The organism is Actinomycetospora chlora (assembly GCF_039542135.1).
Lineage (GTDB): Bacteria > Actinomycetota > Actinomycetes > Mycobacteriales > Pseudonocardiaceae > Actinomycetospora > Actinomycetospora chlora.
Genome location: NZ_BAABHO010000012.1, coordinates 33,571 through 51,151 on the forward strand (window position 1 = coordinate 33,571; position 17,581 = coordinate 51,151).

The following is a 17,581-nucleotide window of genomic DNA, read 5'->3' on the forward strand; positions in this document are numbered from 1 at the left end:
CGTCACGGGTACGAGCCCTCTTCCGACGACGTCGCCACCAGCTCGCGGATCTCGCTGCCGGCGGGCCGGGTGAGCGCGTAGAGCACGGCGTCGGCGGTCTGGGCCGGGTCGTTGAGCTTGGCGTCCGCGCCCGGCTTGTACTGGTCGGGACGGTCGTCGAAGAAGTGGGTCCACATGCCGCCGGGGATCAGCAGCGTCACCCCGACGCGGCCGGCGGTCTCGGCGGCCAGCGCGCGGGTGAAGCCGACGACGCCGAACTTCGACGCGCAGTAGGCGGTCGCGTCGGAGACGGCCTTGACCCCGAGCGTCGAGGAGACCGTGACGACCTTGCCGCGGCGGGACTCCAGCTCCGGCAGGGCGGCGCGCACGACGGCGGCGGTGCCGAGGAGGTTGACCGCGATGACGCGCTCCCACTCGGCGGCGTCGACGTCGACGAGCTGCCCGCAGCGGTCGATGCCGGCGGCGGTGACGACGGCGTCGAGGCCGCCGACCTGCTCGCTGGCGCGGCCGACGGCGAGCTCGGCGGCGCGGGTGTCGGCCAGGTCGACCTCGACGAAGGAGTGCCCGGCGTCGGGCGCCTTGACGTCGAGCACGACCGGCGTGCCGCCGGCGGCGACGACGGCCTCGCACACGGCGGCGCCCAGGCCCGACGAGCCGCCGGTGACGAGCACGGTGCCCGGGCCCCGGCGCTGCGTGTCGGCGGCGCGGGTGGCCTCGGGGTCGACGGCGGGGACCGGGGACGCGGCGGCGCTGGTCATGGTGTTCCTCCGGAGGGGACGGGTGCGGTGGTCGGCGGGCTCTCGAGCTTCGCGAGGAGCCGGGTCGACGAGCGGCCGGCGTGGTAGGGCACGGCCACCACCTCGCCGCCCCAGCTGTGCACCAGCGGGGTCTCGAGGAGCTCGTCGGTGGCGTAGTCGCCGCCCTTGACCCAGACATCGGGTCGCAGGCGGTCGAGCACGGTGCGCGGGTCGTCCTCGTCGAACACCTCGACGGCGTCGACGGCGGCCAGCGCCCGCAGCATCTCGGCGCGGTCGGCCTCGGCGACCACGGGTCGGTCGGGGCCCTTGAGCCGGCGGACCGAGGCGTCGGAGTTGAGGCAGACGACGAGGACGCCGTCCTCGCCGGCGAGACGCCGTGCGGCCGCCAGGGTCCGGGCGTGCCCGGCGTGCAGGAGGTCGAAACACCCGCCGGTGGCGACGACGGTGGCCCCGCGGGCGCGGGCGGCCGCGACGACGTCGGTGGGTGCTGTGTCGACGGCGTCCGGGGGGACGTCGTCGTCCAGCGCCGCGGCCCCGCCGGCAGCGACGAACCGCGCGGCGGCGGCGACCGCGGCGCGCACGGCCTCGTCGACGGCGGACCCGTCGGCCAGCGCGACGGCGACGGCCGCGGCGAACCGGTCGCCGGCCCCGCAGGGATCGCCGCCGCGGGCGGGCTGCGCCGGGGTCACCGACGTGCCGGTGGCTCCGCGCAGGACGGCGCCGTCGCGGCCGGCGGTGACGGCGACCGCGTCGACGCCCCAGTGCGCACGCAGGGCCTCCCCCAGCGCGGCGGGCTCGGCCGGGAACCCTCGTGCGTGATCTTCTGAGCTATCACTCGGAAGATCACGCACATAGCCACGGGCCTCAGCCAGGTTCGGGGTGACGAGGGTGGCGCCGGGGACGGGCGGGGCGCCGTTCGGGTGCGGGTCCCACACCACCGGCACGCGGGCCGCGGCGGCGGTGAGCGCCTCGCGGACGGCCGGGTCGGCGGTCATCCCCCGCCCGTAGTCCGACACCAGCACGACACCGGCACCGGCGATCGCCTCGGCCACCTCGGCGCCCGCGTCGAACGACGACAGGCCCCCGGAGTCGACGCGCAGCAGCACGCGGTCGTCGGCGAGCATCCGGGTCTTGGTCGGGGTGGTGCCGCCCGCGTCCACGGCGACGACGTCGACGCCCACCAGCAGCGCGCGGAGCTCGTCGGCGTCGGCCCCGAGCGCGGTGACCAGGCGCACCGGGCGCGCGGTGCTGCGCGCCGCGAGCAGCGCGGTCAGTCCCGCGCCGCCGGGGCGCTCGCGGCGCCGGTCGGCGGCGAGCACGGGGGCGGGCGCGTCGGGACAGAGCCGCTCGACGACACCGAACACGTCGACGTCGCGCAGGCAGTCGCCGACCACGACGATCGAGGACCGGGTGCGGGGGCTCACGGCACGAGCTCCTCGGTCATCCGCGCCACCACCGCGGGGCGCTGCGCGAGCCGGCGGTCGACCATCTCGCACAGCAGGTGCACGGTCACCAGGTGCGCCTCCTGCACCGAGGGCGTCTCGCCGGGCAGGCACAGCGCCTCGGTGGCGGTGTCCGCGAGCGGGTTGGGCCCCGGCCCGGTCAGCGCCCACACGGTGATCCCGAGGGCCTTCGCGGCCTCGGCCGCGGCGACGAGGTTCGGGCTGCGGCCGCTGGTGGACAGCAGCACGAGGACGTCGCCGGGCCGGCCGTGGGCGCGGACCTGGCGGGCGAAGACCTCCTCGTAGCCGTAGTCGTTGCCCAGCGCGGTGATCGTCGAGGTGTCGGCGTGCAGCGCGAAGGCCGACAGCGGCTCGCGCTCGCCGCGGTAGCGCCCGACCAGCTCGGCGGTCAGGTGCTGGGCCTCGGCCGCACTGCCGCCGTTGCCGGCGGCGAGCAGGCGCTGACCGCGGCGCAGGCGGTCGGCGAGCTCGGTGCCCCACCGCTCGATGCGGGGGGCCTCGCCCGCCAGCCCGTCGAGGGTGGCGCGCAGGCCGCCGAGGTGGGTCGCCACGATCGCTGCCGGATCGGTCCTGGCGGGGGTCATGCCGGGCTCCCCGTGGTCAGGGCACCGAGGGAGGGCACGGCGGCCACCACCTCGCCGTAGATGCGCTCGTGGGCCGCGGCGACGCGGTCCCAGCCGTACTCGGCCTCCGCGCGGCGACGCCCGGCGCGGCCCTGCGCCCGGGCGCGGCGCGGGTGGGCGCGCAGCCCGTCGAGGGCGCGGGCGACCGCGGCCGGGTCGCCGGGGGCGACGTGGTGGCCGGTGACGCCGTGCACGACGGTGTCGGCGAGCCCGCCGACCTCCGCCGCGACCACGGGGCGGGCGCACGCCATCGCCTCGAGCGGCACCAGGCCGAACGGCTCGTAGGCCGGGACGCAGACGACGGCGTCGGCCGAGCGGTAGAGCGCGGGCAGGGCGTCCTGGCTGACCGAGCCGACGAAGCGCACGCGGTGCTCGACGCCGGCGCTGCGGGCGAGCCCGCGCAGCCGGGCGACCTCGGGGTCGTCGTCGAGGTCCTCGGGCGCGGGTCCGCCCGCGACGACCAGCTCGACGTCGTCGGGCAGCGCCGCGAGCGCGGCGATGATCGTGCCGACGCCCTTGCGCGGCACGAGGCGGCTGACGCTGAGCACCCGGAACCCGCCCTCGCGGGGCGCGACGTCCCCCGTCGGCCGGAAGTGGTCCACGTCCACCCCGCACGGCACCACCGTCACCCGGTCGGCCGGGACGCCGAGCGCGACGAGCTCGTCGACCTCCTCGCGGCAGGTGGCGAGCACGCGGTCGACCGACGCGCCGAGGTCGCTCTCCACCGCGACGCGCCGGGCCGGGCTGGTGTCGTCGGCGCCCTGGTGGCGACGCTTGACCGAGCCGAGCGCGTGGAAGGTCTGCACCACCGGCACGCCCAGCGCGCGGGCGGCCGGCAGCGCGGCCATCCCGGACATCCAGAAGTGCGCGTGCACGACGTCGGGCCGCTCGGTGCGCCAGCACGCCGCCAGCTCGGCGGAGAACTCGTCCATGAGGTCGACGAGCGCGTCCTTGGGCAGCTCGCGGGCGGGACCGGCGTCCACGTGGTCGACGGTCACGCCCGGCGCCATGACGACGCGGCGCGGCGTGCGGGGGTCGGTCCGGCGGGTGTGGACGACGATCTCGTGGCCGGCGGCGGCCAGGGACAGCGCCAGCGCGCGCACGGCGACGTTCTGGCCGCCGGCGTCGGCGCCGCCCAGGCCGGCCGCAGCGGCCAGCGGGCTGGCGTGCTCGGACACCATGGCGATCCGCATGCGCACTCCTCCCTCGGCCCGTGCGGGGGCCGGGTCGTGGATCGGGGACGGGACCGGCCGGGCCGGTCGCCCCGGGGCGTCGGGCACCGGGACGTCGAGCACCGGGGCCGGCGCCCTCGCCGGTCCGTGCTCTCGGGTGGTTCAGCGGGTCAGACGGAGGTCAGATCGCGGGTTCCAGCCGGTACGGATCCCGGACGCGGTCGCGCCGCGCGCCGGACCCGCTCCCGATCAGCTCGTCGAACAGCCGCTCCCAGTCGTCGAGGAAGCGGCCGACCCCGTGCCGGGCCAGCGCCGAGGCCCGTCCGGCGGCGCCCGCGGCGCGGGCGAGCCCGGGGTCGTCGCGGTAGGTGCGCAGGCCCTCGCGCAGGACCTGCAGGTCGGTGGCGACGACGCCCGCGGCGGCCGGCACGTCGACCGCGGCCTCGGTGGTGGCCAGCGCCACCACCGGCATGCCGAGCATCATCGCCTCGATCAGGGACAGGCCGAGCGACGTCCACCGCACGGGGTGCAGGTAGACGCGGTGCCGGGCCATCTCGGTGTGCAACCGGTCCTGCGGCAGGTCGCCCCCGATCGCGATCCGGGGGTGCGTGACGGCCTCGCCGAGGCGCTCGCTGCCGATCCCGTAGACGTCGAGACCGACGTGGTCGGCGAAGCCCGCCAGCAGGTCGGTGCCCGTGACACGGCCGCGCCGGACGGGCTCGTTGACGACGACCGCCGCCCGGTCGAGCTCGCCGGTGAAGCGGTGCCCGGGGTCGGGCACGCCGTGCTCGATCACCCGGACCGGCGCGCGGCCGGTGTCCCACACCAGGGCGTTGAAGTGCGTGACGTGCACGACCGGGATGTCGTCCCGGTCGGCCAGCGGGTGTCGCGTGGTCGGCACGTCGCCCTTGGGCGTGTTGTGCTCGACGAACACCGCGGGCAGGTCGCGACCCGGCCGCCGGCCGGTCCAGCGCTCGGTGAGCTCGATCTCCTCGGGGCGCTGGAGCACGACGACGTCGATCTCGTCGGCGCGATCGCGCAGCTGCTCCGGGGTGGCCTCCTCGGCCCGCGCGGGCCAGTCCCACGCCGCCGGCCGTCCCCCGCCCCACGGCCCGCCCTCGGGCAGCACCGGCAGCAGGCACGTGTGCTGCCCCTGCACGAAGGCCGTCGTCCACGAGCCGTGGACGTGCCAGTGCAGGACGGTGCGTGCCGGGCCCGGGGCTGGTTCCGGGACCGGCGCGGAGGCCGTGGTCGGGTCGGACGGGTAGGTCACCGGCGAGGTATTGGTACCGCGTCGAACCGATAAACTCCGCCCACCGAACTACTACTCTCCGTGCACGAGAGTGGCGACGGCGTCGACGATATGTGCACCCCGCACCGTGTCGAGGCACGGATGACCAGGCACGGGGCACGTCCGGGCCCGCGTCCCGCGGCACGGCGCGTCCTGGTCGCCGAGCAGAATCCGTCGCACTCCGTAGGGAGCCCACCGCTCGGGCGGCACCACCGGGGCGAACAGCGAGACCACCGGCACACCGACCGCGGAGGCGAGGTGCGCCGGCCCCGTGTTGCCCACCACCACGGCCCGCGCGCCCGCGAGCACGGCGGCCAGCGACCCGAACCCGGTGCGCCCGCCGAGGTCGACACCGTCGCGCCCGGCGACCGCCGCGGTGAGGTCGGACTCCCCCGGCGCGCCGGTCACGACCACCCGGTGCCCGGCCGCCGCCAGCGCCGCGACGCCCTCGGCCGCGCGGTGCGGCGACCACGCGCGGGCCGGCACCGACGCGCCCGGGTGCAGCACCACGTAGTCGCCCGTGACGTCCCGCGCCGCGAGCAGGGCGGCGGCCTGCGCGCGCGCCTCGTCGTCGAGAGCCACCGCGAGCCGGCCGTCGTCGCCGGCCGGCAGGGGGTAGCCGGCGCGCGCCGCGATCGCCACGGCCCGCTCGGCCTCGGGCAGGTCGTCGGGCAGGTCGACGGTCGGGTCGAGCACCGGGTCGCCCGGGCGCAGCCGGACGTCGAGGAGGCTGCCGGGGTAGTCGACCGACGCCGCGGTGATCCGGGGGATACCGGCCAGCCGCAGGACGAGCGCGGTCGGCAGCGGCGACTGGTGGAACGAGGTGAGCACCACGGCCTCGTCGATCCGCAGCGCGGCGAGGGCGTCGACCACCGCGAGGGTGTCCGCCCGCGTCACCGGCGGCGGCTCCCCGTCGACCCACGCGCAGCGCCAGACGGTGACGGCGTCCACCCCGGGCAGCAGGCCCGCCGCCTGGCGGCCGCGCGGCCCGACGAGCGCGACCACCTCGTCGGCGCCGGCCGCGACGGCGCGGACGGCGGGCCCGGACAGCAGGACGTCGCCGTCGCTGTCGAGCCGGACCACCAGCACGCGGGTCATGCCCCGAACCCCAGCAGCTCGACCGCGCCCAGCAGGTCGTCGGCGAGGATGCCGCGCGCGCGGGCGTCGTCGACCTCCTCGGTGCGGGTGGCCGGCGTCGGCACGAGCACCGCGCGGGCGCCGGCCGCGTCGGCCGCGCCGACGTCGGCGGCGATGTCCCCGACGACGGCGACCTCGGCCGGCGCAACGCCCAGCGCCGCGGCGGCCGCGAGCACCATCCCGGGTGCGGGCTTGCGGCAAGTGCACCCGTCGCCGGCCCCGTGCGGGCACCAGCGCCAGTCCGCGAACGGGCCGAGCAGCGCGGCGACCCGCTCGTTGACGGCCGCCACCTGCGCCGTGGTCAGCAGACCGCGGGCCACCCCGGACTGGTTGCTCACCACCCCGATCGGGACGCCCGCCGTCCGCAGCCGCGCCAGCGCGGCCGCGGCGGTCGGCACCGGGCGCACGAGGTCGGGGTCGCCGTTGTAGGGGACGTCGTCGACGAGGGTGCCGTCACGGTCGAACAGCACCGCACGGGGGCGCGCGCTCACGGACGCGCAGCTCACCACGGGTGCGGGGTGGTCGCAGCGCCGGTGTGGGCCGAGTGGGCGCGACGTGCGGCACCCGGGTGCTCGCGGCGGGGCTCGGTTTGTGGCCAGGGGGCCCGGGTAATCGCCCGGAGACCGGAGCCTCGCCGGTCTGTCCGCGGCCCCGTTCTGCGGGCGTGACCGACCAGGAGGAACCCCGTTGACCCGCCCCCAGCCACCCGAGCACCGGACGCCGGTCGCCGCGTGTGACGTCGAGGTGCGCGTCGTGGCCGTCCCGGAGGCCCTCGTCACCGTGCGCACGGTGGCCGGGGACCTCGCCGCACGCGCCGAGTTCCCGCTCGACGCCGTCGACGACCTCCGGCTCGCCGTCGACGAGGCCTGCACGATCCTGGCCGACCTCGCCCGGCCCGACACGAGGCTCACCGGCACGTTCGTCGTCGACGACGACCGCATCACGATGACGGCGTCGGTCTCGACCACCGGCCCGACGACGCTGCCGCGCGACACCTTTGCGTGGCGGGTGCTCACCGTCCTGGCCGACGACGTCCGCGTCCTCGCCGAGGCGCCCACCGTGCCCGGCGAGGCGCACCGGCTGGCGCTGCGCATGACGCTGGAACGCCCGGCGTGCCTGCGGCGGACGGTCCCGGCCGCCGACCCGGGCGCGATCGCCGAGGTCGCGGAGCTGCTGCCCGGGCGTTCCGGGACACCCGCTCCGTGACGCCACCGCTCGCGGCCTCCGCCCCCGACACCACGGATGTGAGCTCGATCGACACCATGACCGACATCGCCGGCCAGGCCGCAGAGCAGACCGCCGCGACGGCGGCCCCCGGGGACGGCGGGGACGGCACGGGGTCGCAGCACGCTCCCGAGCAGGAGCCGGACGAGCGCGGTCGCGGCCGGAACGGGCGCAAGGGCTCGCGCGGCGAGTACGACCACCTCATGCCCAAGCTCGCCGAGCACGCCGCGCTGGAGAAGGGCTCGGCCGAGCGCCTGCGGCTGCGCGACGAGCTCGTGCGCGGGCACCTGCCGGTGGCGCAGCACATCGCGCGGCGCTTCTCCCGGCGCGGCGAGCCCGAGGAGGACCTCGAGCAGGTCGCGACCCTCGGGCTGATCAACGCCGTCGACCGGTACGACCCGGAGCGCGGTACCGACTTCCTCTCCTACGCCGTGCCGACGATCACCGGCGAGGTGCGCCGGCACTTCCGCGACCAGGCCTGGTCGATGCGCGTGCCGCGCCGGCTCAAGGACCTCAACGTCACCCTGTCCTCGGCGATGTCGCAGATGTCGCAGACGCTGGGCCGCGCGCCGAACGCCACCGAGCTCGCGGAGCACCTGGGGATCGGCAAGGAGGAGGTCCTCGAGGCGCTGGAGGCGTCCAACGCCTACCGCAGCGGGTCGCTCGACGAGATGCTCGTCGACGACCCGGACTCCGGCACCGTGTCCGACCTGCTGGGCGAGGCCGACGGCGCGCTCGAGCAGGTGGAGTACCAGCAGTCGCTGGCCCCCCTGCTGGAGAAGCTGCCGCAGCGCGAGCGCACGATCATCATGCTGCGGTTCTTCAAGAACATGACGCAGTCGCAGATCGCCGAGCAGGTCGGGATCTCGCAGATGCACGTGTCCCGGCTGCTGGCCAAGACCCTCGCGCAGCTGCGCGACGGGCTCGGGGACGCGCGCTAGCGGTGCCGCCCACCGCCGTCGTCCTGCGCGACCTCGGTCTCGGCGACCTGCTCGTCGCCGTGCCGGCCCTGCGCCTGCTGCGCCGGTCCCTGCCCGACCACGAGATCGTCCTCGTCGCTCCCGATGCCCTCGCCCCTGTCGTCGCCCGCATCTCCGCGGTCGACACCCACGTGAGCAGTTGCGTCCCCTATCAGGGCCCCAACTGCTCACGTATCGATATCGCCGTGAACCTGCACGGCCGGGGGCCGGAGAGCCACGCGCGGCTGGACGCGCTGGAGCCGGCGCGGCGGGTCGGGCACGCCGCGCCCGGCTGGGACGGGCCGGTCTGGGTCGACGACCCGACGCGGCCCGAGCGCCGGCGGTGGTGCGACCTGCTCGTCGCCACCGGGCTCGCCGACCCCCGCGACGTCGACGCCGACGACCTCATCCTGCCCGGGCGCCGCCCCGGCCCGGGGCCGGTGGTCGTGCACCCCGGCGCCGCGTACGGGTCGAAGCGCTGGCCGGCCGAGCGGTTCGCCGCGTGCGCCGCGGCGCTGCGGGCGCGGGGCCACGCGGTGGTCGTCACCGGCGGCCCGGGCGAGCACGCCCTGACCGCCGAGGTCGCCGCCCGCGCCGGCCTGCCCGCCGACGCCGACCTCGGCGGGCGCACCGACCTCACCGGCCTGCTCGACCTCGTCGCCGGCGCCGCGCTCGTCCTCGCCGGCGACACCGGCATCAGCCACGTCGCCACCGCCCTCGGGACGCCCTCGGTGACGCTGTTCGGCCCGGTCCCGGCGACGCAGTGGGGCCCGCCGCCCGGGGGCCCGCACGTCGCGCTCTCCGACGACGCCGCCCGCCGCGGCGACCGCTTCGCCGACGACCCGGACCCCGCGCTGCTGGCGATCACCCCCGACGACGTGCTGGCCGCGCTCCCGTCGACCCCCCGCGCCGTCCCGGCCTAGCATCGGGCTGCGTGGGACTGCGCTACGAGCTGCTGGGCTGTTCGCTGCACGGGCATGCGCTCGTGGGGACCGACGCCGCCACGGTCCGTCCGCAGGACGCCGTCGTCGTGCGCGAGGAGCCCGGCGGCCTGCGCTGGCACCGCTGCCTGCGCTGCGACGCCTGGGAGCCCCGGGGCGCGCCGGCCACACCGGCGCGTGAGACCGTCCCGGGCCCGGACGAGATCGACGTGCCGCTGCGCGGGCGACCGCTGCGCGACCGGTACGTCCTGCGCCTCATCGCCCTCGACCGGGCGCTGCACGTGGTGGGCCTCGGCCTGCTCGGTGCGGCCGTGCTGCTCTTCGCGAGCTACCGCGGGACGTGGGGCCCGGTCGCGGGCCAGATCGTCGCCGTCCTCCAGGGCACGCTCGGCGGGCCCGTCGGCCACGGCGGCCCGACCCTGCTCGTCGAGGTCGAGCGCGCCTTCGCGGTGCCGAGCACGACCCTCTACTGGCTGGCCGCGGCCCTGCTCGCCTACGCCGCGCTGGAGGCGGTCGAGGCGGTCGGGCTGTGGCACGCGCGGCGCTGGGCGGAGTACCTGACGTTCGTCGCCACCACCGTGCTGCTGGCGCCCGAGATCTGGGAGCTCACGCACGGGCCGACGCCGACGAAGATCATCGCACTGGTGATCAACGTCGCCGTGGTGGCCTACCTCCTCGTGGCCAAACGTCTGTTCGGGCTGCGCGGCGGCGGGCGCGCCGAGCAGGCCGAGCGCGACCACGACACCGGCTGGCCCGCCGTCGAGCGCACCGCCCCCGACGTCGCGCGACCGGCCGCGCGCTGAACGCGTCACATCCCCGTGGAGATCGGCGATCTCGGGTATATCCAGGACTCGTGAGCACGCTGCCGGGGTCCGTCTCGGTCCCCGACCACCACGCGTGGCTCGACCCCGACTGGCACGACGCCCCCGGCCACTGGTCGGAGGTGCTCGGCCGTGTCGGGCTCGGCGCCTACGGCGTCGTGCACCTGCTGCTGGGCTGGCTCGCCGCCGCGATCGCGACGATGGGCGACCAGTCGCCGGTGGACCAGCGCGGCGCGGTCGCGATCGTCGCGCACGGCGGCATCGTCGGACGGTTCCTGCTCGGCCTGGCGACGGTGTGCCTGGTGACGTTCGCGGTGTGGCAGGTGCGGGCCGCCGCGGTGGGCTTCCGCTGGGTCGACGAGACCGGCCTGCGCTGGCGCAAGCGCATCGGCGCGTTCGCCAAGGCCCTGGGCGTCGGCGGTGTCGCCTACTTCGCCGTGCGCGTCATCGTCTCGCCGACCGGCAACGCCTCGGAGCTGCAGGTCATCGCCCACGAGGCCTTCGCCCTGCCCGGCGGGCGGCTGCTCGTCCTGCTCGGCGCGGTCGTCGTGCTGATCACCGCGGGCGCCACCACCTACACCGGCGTGCGGGCGACGTTCCTCGGCGACCTCGTGCCCGAGAAGCTCACGCCGGGCCTGCGCCGCGTCGCCCGCTGGCTCGGGGCGGTCGGCAACCTGACCCGCGCGGTGGCCTTCGGCGCGGTCGGCGTGCTGGCCCTCGACGCGGTGCTCGAGGACGACCCCGACGAGGTCGGCGGCCTCGACCTCGCGCTGCGCGCGCTCGCCGATCACACCCTCGGCGCGACGGTCCTCGCGGTCGCCGGCGTCGGCTTCGCGGCCTACGGCCTGTACTGCCTCATCGACGCCTACGCGCGCCACCCCTGAGGCGCGGGGAGCTCACAGCTCCCCGCCGGTTGTGCGCGGTGGGCGGGGGGTACGCCCGCCCGGTGCCGTCCCTGCCGTCCCGCGGAGTGCTGCGGGTCCCCGCCGAGCTCGTCCGCAGCGTGGGCGAGACGCTGCGCGGCCGCGACCTCGCGGCCGTCGCGGCCGGCCTGACGTACTTCGCCGGCCTGGGCGTCGTGCCCTGGCTGCTGCTGGCCGTGTGGGGCGCGGCGCTCGTCGCGTCCCCGGCCACCGTCGCCGCGTACCTCACCGACCTGCGGATGCTCGTGCCGCCCGGGATGGGCGCCCGCCCGGTGTACGACGCCCTCGTGCGCGCCGGGCTGGACCTCGGCCCCTGGGGGGCGCTCGTCACGATCTTCCCCGCCACGTTCTACGGCGAGGGACTGCGCCGGGCCTGCCTGCGCCTCGCCCCGCGCCCCGACCGCCTCACCGGGTGGCGCGCCCGGCTGAGCCTGCTGCCGCTGGTGCTCGCGGTCCCCGTGCTCGCCCTCGGGGTGTTCGCGACGGCTCCCGCCCTCGCCGACCTCGCCCGCACCGGCGGCACCGCCGGCACGCTCGGCCAGGTCGTCCTCGCCTTCCACGTCTCCTGGCTCGCGATGGGCGTCGTCATCGCCTGGGGCTTCCGCGTCGTCGCGCCCGGCGGCCCGGGCTGGTTCGCGACGCTCGTGGGCGCGTTCGGCACCTCGGCGGTCCTGTCGGGCTTCCTGCAGGGCTTCCTGCTCTTCCTCGCCCTGCCGATAGACCTGGGAATCCCGTTCGGGGGGCTCGACGTCGTCGGCGCCACCGTCGCGGTCGCGCTGTGGCTGTTCGTGCTGCACGTCCTGCTGCTCGTCGGGTGGGCCGCCACCGACGCGCTGGACCGCTGGTGGCGCTCGACGCCGCCGCCGCCCGTCGACGCCGTCGACCGCGCGCCCGTCCCCGTCGGGGCGGGACGGTGAGCCGGGCGACGCTGACCGCGTCCCGCACCTCCCACACCCGCCGGCCGGCGCTGCGCCCCACCCGGCACGCCGTGCCCTGGCTGCTCGGCGCGGCCGTGGTCGGCGTCCAGATCGCCTTCCCGCTCACCGGGGGCGGGACGCCGGCGATGACCGTCGCGGCCGTGGTGCTGTTCGCCCTGGCCTCGGTGGGCCACGCGCTGCTGACGCGCGGTCCCGCCGCCGCGGCCGCCCTCGTGCTCGTCGCCGGCGGCGGGGGCCTGCTCGTCGAGTCCGTCGGGCTCGCGACGGGGCTGCCCTTCGGCGAGTACCGCTACTCCGGCTCGCTGGGGGCGGCCGTCCTGGGCGTCCCGCTCGTGGTGCCCGCGGCCTGGACGATGATGGCCTACCCGGCGCTCCTGGTCGGGAGACGCCTGGCCCGTGCCCTCCCGCTGCGGTGGGGCCACCTGACGACGACGCTGCTCGGGGCCTGGGCGCTGGCGACCTGGGACGTGTTCCTCGACCCGCAGATGGTCGAGGCAGGCCATTGGTCCTGGCTCGACCCGACCCCGGCGCTGCCCGGGGTGCCGGGCATCCCGGTGTCGAACTTCGCCGGCTGGCTGCTCGTCGCCCTGGTGATGGTCGCGCTGCTCGACCGTGTGATCGCCGACCGTCCCGCGGCCGACGACGCGCTGCCCCTCGTGCTGTGGCTCTGGACGTTCCTGTCCTCGGTGCTCGCCGCGGCGGTGTTCTTCGGCCGGCCGTCGGTGGCGCTGGTCGGCGGCGTGCTGATGGGCCTCGTCGGCGTCCCGCTGATCGTCGCGCTGCGCCGCCACGGGCCCGACCTGCGGCCGCGCGTCCTGCGTCGCCGGTGAGGGCGCCCGTCACGGTCGGCAGCGCGCTCGCGGTCGCCTCGCTGGCCCTCACCGTCGACAACCTGCGACGCCTGCGCGTCCCCGACCCCGACGCCGCCCCGCCCCGCGAACGCGTCGCCGTGCTCGTGCCCGCCCGCGACGAGGCCGACGGCATCGCCGACTGCCTGCGCGCGCTGCTCGCCGCCACCGCCGGGTGGCCCGCGGCCGAGGTCGTCGTGCTCGACGACGGCTCGCACGACGCCACCGCGGCCCGGGCCCGGGCCCTCGGCGTCCGGGTGCTCGACGGGACCCCGCCGCCGGGGTGGCTGGCCAAGCCGTGGGCGTGCCGCCGGCTCGCCGCCTCCGTCCGGGCGGACGTCCTCGTGTTCGTCGACGCCGACGTCCGCGTGGCGCCGCACGGCCTCGCCGCCACCGTCGACCTCCTGCGCTCGAGCGGCCTGGACCTCGTCAGCCCGCACCCGCGCCAGCTCGCCGAGGGTGCCGCCGAGCGGCTGGTGCAGCCCCTGCTGGCCTGGTCGTGGCTCGCGACGCTGCCGCTGGGAATCGCCGAGCGTTCCCCGCGCCCGAGCCTGACCGCCGCCAACGGCCAGCTCCTGGCGGTCGACGCCCGCGCCTACCGGGCCGCGGGCGGGCACCCGCCCGACCAGGTGCTCGACGATCTCGCTCTGCTCCGCGCGATCAAGCGCGCCGGCGGGCGCGGCGTCGTCGCGGACGGCACCGGCGTCGCGACCTGCCGGATGTACCGGGGCACGACCGAGGTCCGCGACGGCTACGGGAAGTCGCTGTGGGCGGCGTTCGGGACGCCGGTGACCGCGGCCGGTGTCGTCGGGCTGCTGGCGCTGGTGCACGTGCTGCCGGCCGTGGCGGCGCTCGGCGGCTCGCGCGTCGGGCTCGTCGGCTACCTGGCCGGGGTCGCGAGCCGGGCGCTGGCCGCGCGCCGCACCGGCGCCCGGGTCCGCGACGCGCTCGCCCACCCGGTGTCGGTGCTGGCGCTCGCCGCGCTGACCGCCGACGCCTGGCGGGGCCGCCGGCGCGGGACGCTGCGGTGGCGGGGCCGTCCCGTCGCCGTCGACCGGCCGGCCGCCGCATGAGCCGCACGACCCGCACCGTCGTCGTCGGCGCCGGGCTCGGCGGGCTGGCGGTCGCGGCCCGGCTCGCGGCCGGCGGCCACGACGTCACCGTGCTGGAGGCGGCCGACCGCGTCGGCGGCAAGCTCGGCACCGTCCGTGTCGACGGGTTCCGCTTCGACACCGGCCCGTCGCTGGTGACGATGCCGCCGGTGCTCGAGCGGCTCTTCGCCGACACCGGGGCGCCGATGTCCGAGGTCCTGGACCTGCAGCGTCTCGACGTCGCCGCCCGGTACCGCTTCGGCGACGGCGTCGAGCTGGACCTGCCGGGCGAGCGGTCGGCGATCGCCCCGGCGCTGGACGACGCCCTGGGAGCCGGCGCGGGCGCGCAGTGGGAGGCCTTTCTCCGGCACGCCGAGCGGGTCTGGGACGCCACGCACGAGCACTTCCTCTCCTCGCCGGTCTCCGCCGCCGGGCTGGCACGGCTGTCGCTGCGGGTGCGCGACCTGCTCGCCGTCGCGCCCTGGCGGAGCCTGCGCGGGGTGGGCGCGCGGTACCTGCGCGACGAGCGCCTGGGGATGCTGCTCGACCGCTACGCGACGTACTCCGGCTCGGACCCGCGGCGGGCGCCCGCGGCGTTGGCGGTGGTGCCCTACGTCGAGCAGGAGTTCGGGTCCTGGTACGTGCGCGGCGGGCTGCGGGGGCTCGCGGAGGCGGTCGCGGACCGGTGCCGGTCGCTGGGCGTCGTGATCCGCACCGGCGCGCGGGTGCACCGCGTCGAGCGCCGCGACGGCCGCGTGTCCGGGGTGCGGCTCGGGTCCGGGGAGCGGGTGCCGGCCGACGTCGTCGTGGCCAACGCGGACGCGTCGACCGTGTACGGCCCGCGCGGCCTGCTCCCGCACCCCGCCCAGGCGCGCCGCCTCGCGCGCACGATGCCGTCGTCGTCGGGGTTCGTGCTGCTGCTCGGGCTGGACGGCCGCGACCCCTCGACCCCGCACCACCGCGTGCTCTTCCCGCCGTCGCGGGCGGCCTACGACGCGGAGTTCGACGCGTACCGGGGCGCGGCGCCGCCGGACGCCCCGACGGTCTACGTCCACGCCCCCGACGACCCGGCGCTGCGGCACGACGACGACTGCGAGGCGTGGTTCGTGCTGGTCACGGCACCGCGGCACGCGCCGGGGCGGGGCGTCGACTGGGACGCGCCGGGGCTCGCGCAGCGCTACGCCGAGCGGGTCCTGGCCCTGATGGCCGAGCGCGGCGTCGACGTCCGGCACCGCGTCCGCACGTGCACGGTGCGCACGCCCGCCGACCTGGAGCGCGAGACCCTCTCCCCCGGCGGCTCGATCTACGGGACGTCGTCGGACGGCGCGCTCGCGGCGTTCCTGCGCCCGGCCAACCGCTCCCCGGTCCCCGGGCTCTACCTCGTCGGCGGCTCGAGCCACCCCGGCGGCGGCCTCCCCCTCGTGACCCTCTCCGCCGAGATCACCGCCCGCCTCGTCCTACGTGCGTGATCTTCTGAGCTATAGCTCAGAAGATCACGCACGTAGACGGCGGTAGACGGTCACCAGGACCTGGGTGAAGCCCACGACCGCGAGGACGGCGGCGATGGTCACCGCGATCGTCGCGACGGGCAGCGACGGCGTCACGGCCGCCCCGGCCAGTCCCAGCGCCGTCACGATCACCCGCGACGGCCGCTCCCACACGCTGACCACCCCGACGTCGGGCAGGCGCGCCGAGGCCCGCACCGACTCCTGCAGCAGCGTCAGCGTGCCCACCCCGACCGCGAGCCAGCCGGGCGCGCCGGCCAGCACCAGCGCCACGAGGAACGCGACGTCGCCGACCCGGTCGGCGAGGGGGTCGAGCACCCGCCCCCACGCCGACGCGGTGTCGGTGAGCACGGCGACCGCGCCGTCCAGCCCGTCGAGCAGCGCGCACAGCACCGCCAGCACCGCCGCGGCGATGAGCCACCACCGCCCGGCCAGCACCACCAGCGGCACCGCGACACCGCACAGTCCCGACGCCGCCGTCAACACGGACGGCGGCAGCCGGCGCCGCGCCAGCGGCCGCACCAGCACGTGGACGATCCGCAGCCAGCCCAGGACGAGGCCGGTGGGGCGGATGCCGCCGTGCGCCGCCGACCACCGCGTCAGGTACTCCTCGAGCGTCACTGCTCCCGCACGACGTCCGCGGGGTCCTTGTCCTCGCGCAGCCCCTGGTAGCGCGGGTGGCGCAGGCGCCCGTCGCCGGTCCACTCGCTGAACCCGACCTCGCACACCAGCTCCGGGTGCACCCAGTGCTGGCCGGGCTCCCGCACCGAGTCCACGAAGGGCGTCCGGTCCGCCGCCAGCGCGTCCAGCTTGTCGCGCAGCATCGTCAGCGTCGCCGCGTCGTACCCGGTGCCGACCTTGCCCGCGTACCGCAGCTGCCCCGAGGCCCAGTAGCCCACCAGCAGCGCCCCGAGCCCCCGCCGCGAGCCCGACGGGTCGGTCCAGCCGCCGATGACGAACTCCTGGTCGCGGACGCACTTGAGCTTGAGCCAGTCGCGGCTGCGGGCCCCGACGCCGTAGGTGGCGTCGCTGCGCTTGGCGATCAGGCCCTCCCAGCCGTCGGCACAGGCCTCCTCCAGCAGGTCGTTCGGGTCGCCCTCCAGCGCCGGGCTGCGGTGCAGCGGCGCCCCGAACGACACCACCGCGTCGAGGATCCGGTGCCGCGTCGACTGCGGGAGCCGGGTGACGTCGACGTCGTCGAGCACCAGCAGGTCGAACAGGTGCGCCTCGACCTCGACGCCGGTGGCCCGGGCGCGGTCGGGGTTGGTCAGGTGCATGCGCGCCTGCAGGCTCGAGAACGTGCCGTCGACCGCGGTGATCTCGCCGTCCAGCACGAACCGCGACGGCCCCGCGGCGTCGAGGGCCTCGACGATCTCGGGATAGCTCGCGTCCATCGACTTCTGGTTGCGCGACCACAGCCGCGGCTGCTGACCCCGCTCCCGGGTGGCGATGACGCGGACGCCGTCGAGCTTGCGCTCGAACACCCACCCCGCCCCGGGCGGATGGTCCTTCGACAGCGTCGCGAGCATCGGCGCCCGGAACCCCGCGTCCTCGGCCCGGCGCAGCGCGCGCTGCTGCTCGGGCGGGAGGTCCCACACGTCGTCCGGCACGCCGTCTTCCTACCCCCTACCGTCGCGGTGCATGAGCGAGCAGCGCCACGAGGCCGCGAACATCGAGCAGCGCTACGTCGCGGAGTACGACGAGGACCAGGCTCTCGTCGAGGGCCTCGACCCGGCGAAGGACCGCGACGAGAAGACCACCGACCAGGTCGAGGCGGCCGGTGACCACGTCGTCGAGGACGTCGAGCAGATGGCCGACCCGGAACGGTGAGCCGCACGGTGACCCGCCGGTAACCACACGTGGCGGTCGCCCGTGGCCTGTGCCACG

General features: G+C 77.0%; 19 protein-coding genes. 10 read left to right on the forward strand and 9 right to left on the reverse strand.

Annotated features, from left to right (window positions below):
• Window positions 1-2: 2 nt before the first annotated feature.
• From ABD994_RS09640 to ABD994_RS09670, 7 genes are all read right to left on the reverse strand, one after another.
• Window positions 3-758 (reverse strand): SDR family oxidoreductase, encoded by a 756-nt coding sequence (locus ABD994_RS09640; RefSeq protein ID WP_345413489.1) that lies wholly within the window; start codon window positions 756-758, stop codon window positions 3-5.
• A complete protein-coding gene (locus ABD994_RS09645; RefSeq protein ID WP_345413491.1) occupies window positions 755-2,182 on the reverse strand; it encodes a PfkB family carbohydrate kinase in 1,428 nt (475 codons plus the stop codon). Before ABD994_RS09645 ends, ABD994_RS09640 begins: the two co-directional genes overlap by 4 nt.
• Window positions 2,179-2,805, reverse strand: coding sequence for a D-sedoheptulose-7-phosphate isomerase (locus ABD994_RS09650; RefSeq protein WP_345413492.1), 627 nt, complete (start codon window positions 2,803-2,805; stop codon window positions 2,179-2,181). Before ABD994_RS09650 ends, ABD994_RS09645 begins: the two co-directional genes overlap by 4 nt.
• Entirely contained in the window at window positions 2,802-4,037 is a 1,236-nt protein-coding gene (locus tag ABD994_RS09655; RefSeq protein ID WP_345413494.1) for a glycosyltransferase, read from the reverse strand. Before ABD994_RS09655 ends, ABD994_RS09650 begins: the two co-directional genes overlap by 4 nt.
• A 160-nt stretch (window positions 4,038-4,197) precedes the next feature.
• Entirely contained in the window at window positions 4,198-5,214 is a 1,017-nt protein-coding gene (locus ABD994_RS09660; protein WP_345413637.1) for a glycosyltransferase, read from the reverse strand.
• Window positions 5,215-5,340: 126 nt separating this feature from the next.
• Complete coding sequence (locus ABD994_RS09665; RefSeq protein ID WP_345413496.1) at window positions 5,341-6,405, reverse strand: glycosyltransferase family 9 protein; 1,065 nt, start codon at window positions 6,403-6,405, stop codon at window positions 5,341-5,343.
• The gene (locus ABD994_RS09670) at window positions 6,402-6,935 is read right to left on the reverse strand and encodes an HAD-IIIA family hydrolase (protein ID WP_345413499.1); all 534 of its coding nucleotides are present in this window, start codon (window positions 6,933-6,935) and stop codon (window positions 6,402-6,404) included. The genes ABD994_RS09665 and ABD994_RS09670 overlap by 4 nt, the downstream gene beginning before the upstream one ends.
• 196 nt (window positions 6,936-7,131) lie before the next feature.
• Here ABD994_RS09670 and ABD994_RS09675 point away from each other — a divergent pair, with 196 nt between their 5' ends.
• The 9 genes from ABD994_RS09675 (at window position 7,132) to ABD994_RS09715 (ending at window position 15,658) form a co-directional block, all read left to right on the forward strand.
• Window positions 7,132-7,650 carry an ATP-binding protein gene (locus ABD994_RS09675; protein ID WP_345413501.1) on the forward strand — a complete coding sequence of 173 codons (519 nt, stop codon included), beginning with the start codon at window positions 7,132-7,134 and terminating at the stop codon, window positions 7,648-7,650.
• Between the two features lie 221 nt (window positions 7,651-7,871).
• Window positions 7,872-8,609 carry an RNA polymerase sigma factor SigF gene (locus tag ABD994_RS09680; RefSeq protein WP_345413639.1) on the forward strand — a complete coding sequence of 246 codons (738 nt, stop codon included), beginning with the start codon at window positions 7,872-7,874 and terminating at the stop codon, window positions 8,607-8,609.
• Between the two features lie 2 nt (window positions 8,610-8,611).
• Entirely contained in the window at window positions 8,612-9,550 is a 939-nt protein-coding gene (locus tag ABD994_RS09685) for a glycosyltransferase family 9 protein (protein WP_345413503.1), read from the forward strand.
• A gap of 11 nt (window positions 9,551-9,561) precedes the next feature.
• Window positions 9,562-10,371: a DUF2127 domain-containing protein gene (locus ABD994_RS09690; RefSeq protein WP_345413505.1), complete on the forward strand. Its 810-nt coding sequence runs from the start codon at window positions 9,562-9,564 to the stop codon at window positions 10,369-10,371.
• 50 nt (window positions 10,372-10,421) lie between these two features.
• Entirely contained in the window at window positions 10,422-11,273 is an 852-nt protein-coding gene (locus ABD994_RS09695) for a DUF1206 domain-containing protein (protein ID WP_345413507.1), read from the forward strand.
• A gap of 62 nt (window positions 11,274-11,335) precedes the next feature.
• Window positions 11,336-12,229 (forward strand): YhjD/YihY/BrkB family envelope integrity protein, encoded by an 894-nt coding sequence (locus ABD994_RS09700; RefSeq protein ID WP_345413509.1) that lies wholly within the window; start codon window positions 11,336-11,338, stop codon window positions 12,227-12,229.
• Window positions 12,226-13,080, forward strand: coding sequence for a carotenoid biosynthesis protein (locus ABD994_RS09705; protein WP_345413512.1), 855 nt, complete (start codon window positions 12,226-12,228; stop codon window positions 13,078-13,080). Before ABD994_RS09700 ends, ABD994_RS09705 begins: the two co-directional genes overlap by 4 nt.
• Complete coding sequence (locus ABD994_RS09710) at window positions 13,077-14,171, forward strand: glycosyltransferase family 2 protein (RefSeq protein ID WP_345413514.1); 1,095 nt, start codon at window positions 13,077-13,079, stop codon at window positions 14,169-14,171. Before ABD994_RS09705 ends, ABD994_RS09710 begins: the two co-directional genes overlap by 4 nt.
• Window positions 14,168-15,658: a phytoene desaturase family protein gene (locus tag ABD994_RS09715; RefSeq protein ID WP_345413516.1), complete on the forward strand. Its 1,491-nt coding sequence runs from the start codon at window positions 14,168-14,170 to the stop codon at window positions 15,656-15,658. Before ABD994_RS09710 ends, ABD994_RS09715 begins: the two co-directional genes overlap by 4 nt.
• Window positions 15,659-15,682: 24 nt before the next feature.
• Here the strand turns inward: ABD994_RS09715 and ABD994_RS09720 are convergent, their stop codons facing one another.
• Window positions 15,683-16,315 carry a CDP-alcohol phosphatidyltransferase family protein gene (locus ABD994_RS09720; protein ID WP_345413518.1) on the reverse strand — a complete coding sequence of 211 codons (633 nt, stop codon included), beginning with the start codon at window positions 16,313-16,315 and terminating at the stop codon, window positions 15,683-15,685.
• The gene (gene ligD / locus ABD994_RS09725) at window positions 16,312-17,304 is read right to left on the reverse strand and encodes a non-homologous end-joining DNA ligase (RefSeq protein ID WP_345413520.1); all 993 of its coding nucleotides are present in this window, start codon (window positions 17,302-17,304) and stop codon (window positions 16,312-16,314) included. The genes ABD994_RS09720 and ligD overlap by 4 nt, the downstream gene beginning before the upstream one ends.
• Before the next feature lie 31 nt (window positions 17,305-17,335).
• Here ligD and ABD994_RS09730 point away from each other — a divergent pair, with 31 nt between their 5' ends.
• Window positions 17,336-17,524 carry a hypothetical protein gene (locus ABD994_RS09730; RefSeq protein ID WP_345413522.1) on the forward strand — a complete coding sequence of 63 codons (189 nt, stop codon included), beginning with the start codon at window positions 17,336-17,338 and terminating at the stop codon, window positions 17,522-17,524.
• Window positions 17,525-17,581: the final 57 nt, after the last annotated feature.

Bases quoted from the DNA above. Each gene is read 5' to 3' on its own strand.
- ABD994_RS09640 (WP_345413489.1), bottom strand. From the start codon at position 758: ATGACCAGCGCCGCCGCGTCCCCGGTCCCCGCCGTCGACCCCGAGGCC.
- ABD994_RS09650 (WP_345413492.1), bottom strand. From the start codon at position 2,805: ATGACCCCCGCCAGGACCGATCCGGCAGCGATCGTGGCGACCCACCTC.
- ABD994_RS09655 (WP_345413494.1), bottom strand. From the start codon at position 4,037: ATGCGGATCGCCATGGTGTCCGAGCACGCCAGCCCGCTGGCCGCTGCG.
- ABD994_RS09665 (WP_345413496.1), bottom strand. From the start codon at position 6,405: ATGACCCGCGTGCTGGTGGTCCGGCTCGACAGCGACGGCGACGTCCTG.
- ABD994_RS09680 (WP_345413639.1), top strand. From the start codon at position 7,872: ATGCCCAAGCTCGCCGAGCACGCCGCGCTGGAGAAGGGCTCGGCCGAG.
- ABD994_RS09715 (WP_345413516.1), top strand. From the start codon at position 14,168: ATGAGCCGCACGACCCGCACCGTCGTCGTCGGCGCCGGGCTCGGCGGG.
- ABD994_RS09730 (WP_345413522.1), top strand. From the start codon at position 17,336: ATGAGCGAGCAGCGCCACGAGGCCGCGAACATCGAGCAGCGCTACGTC.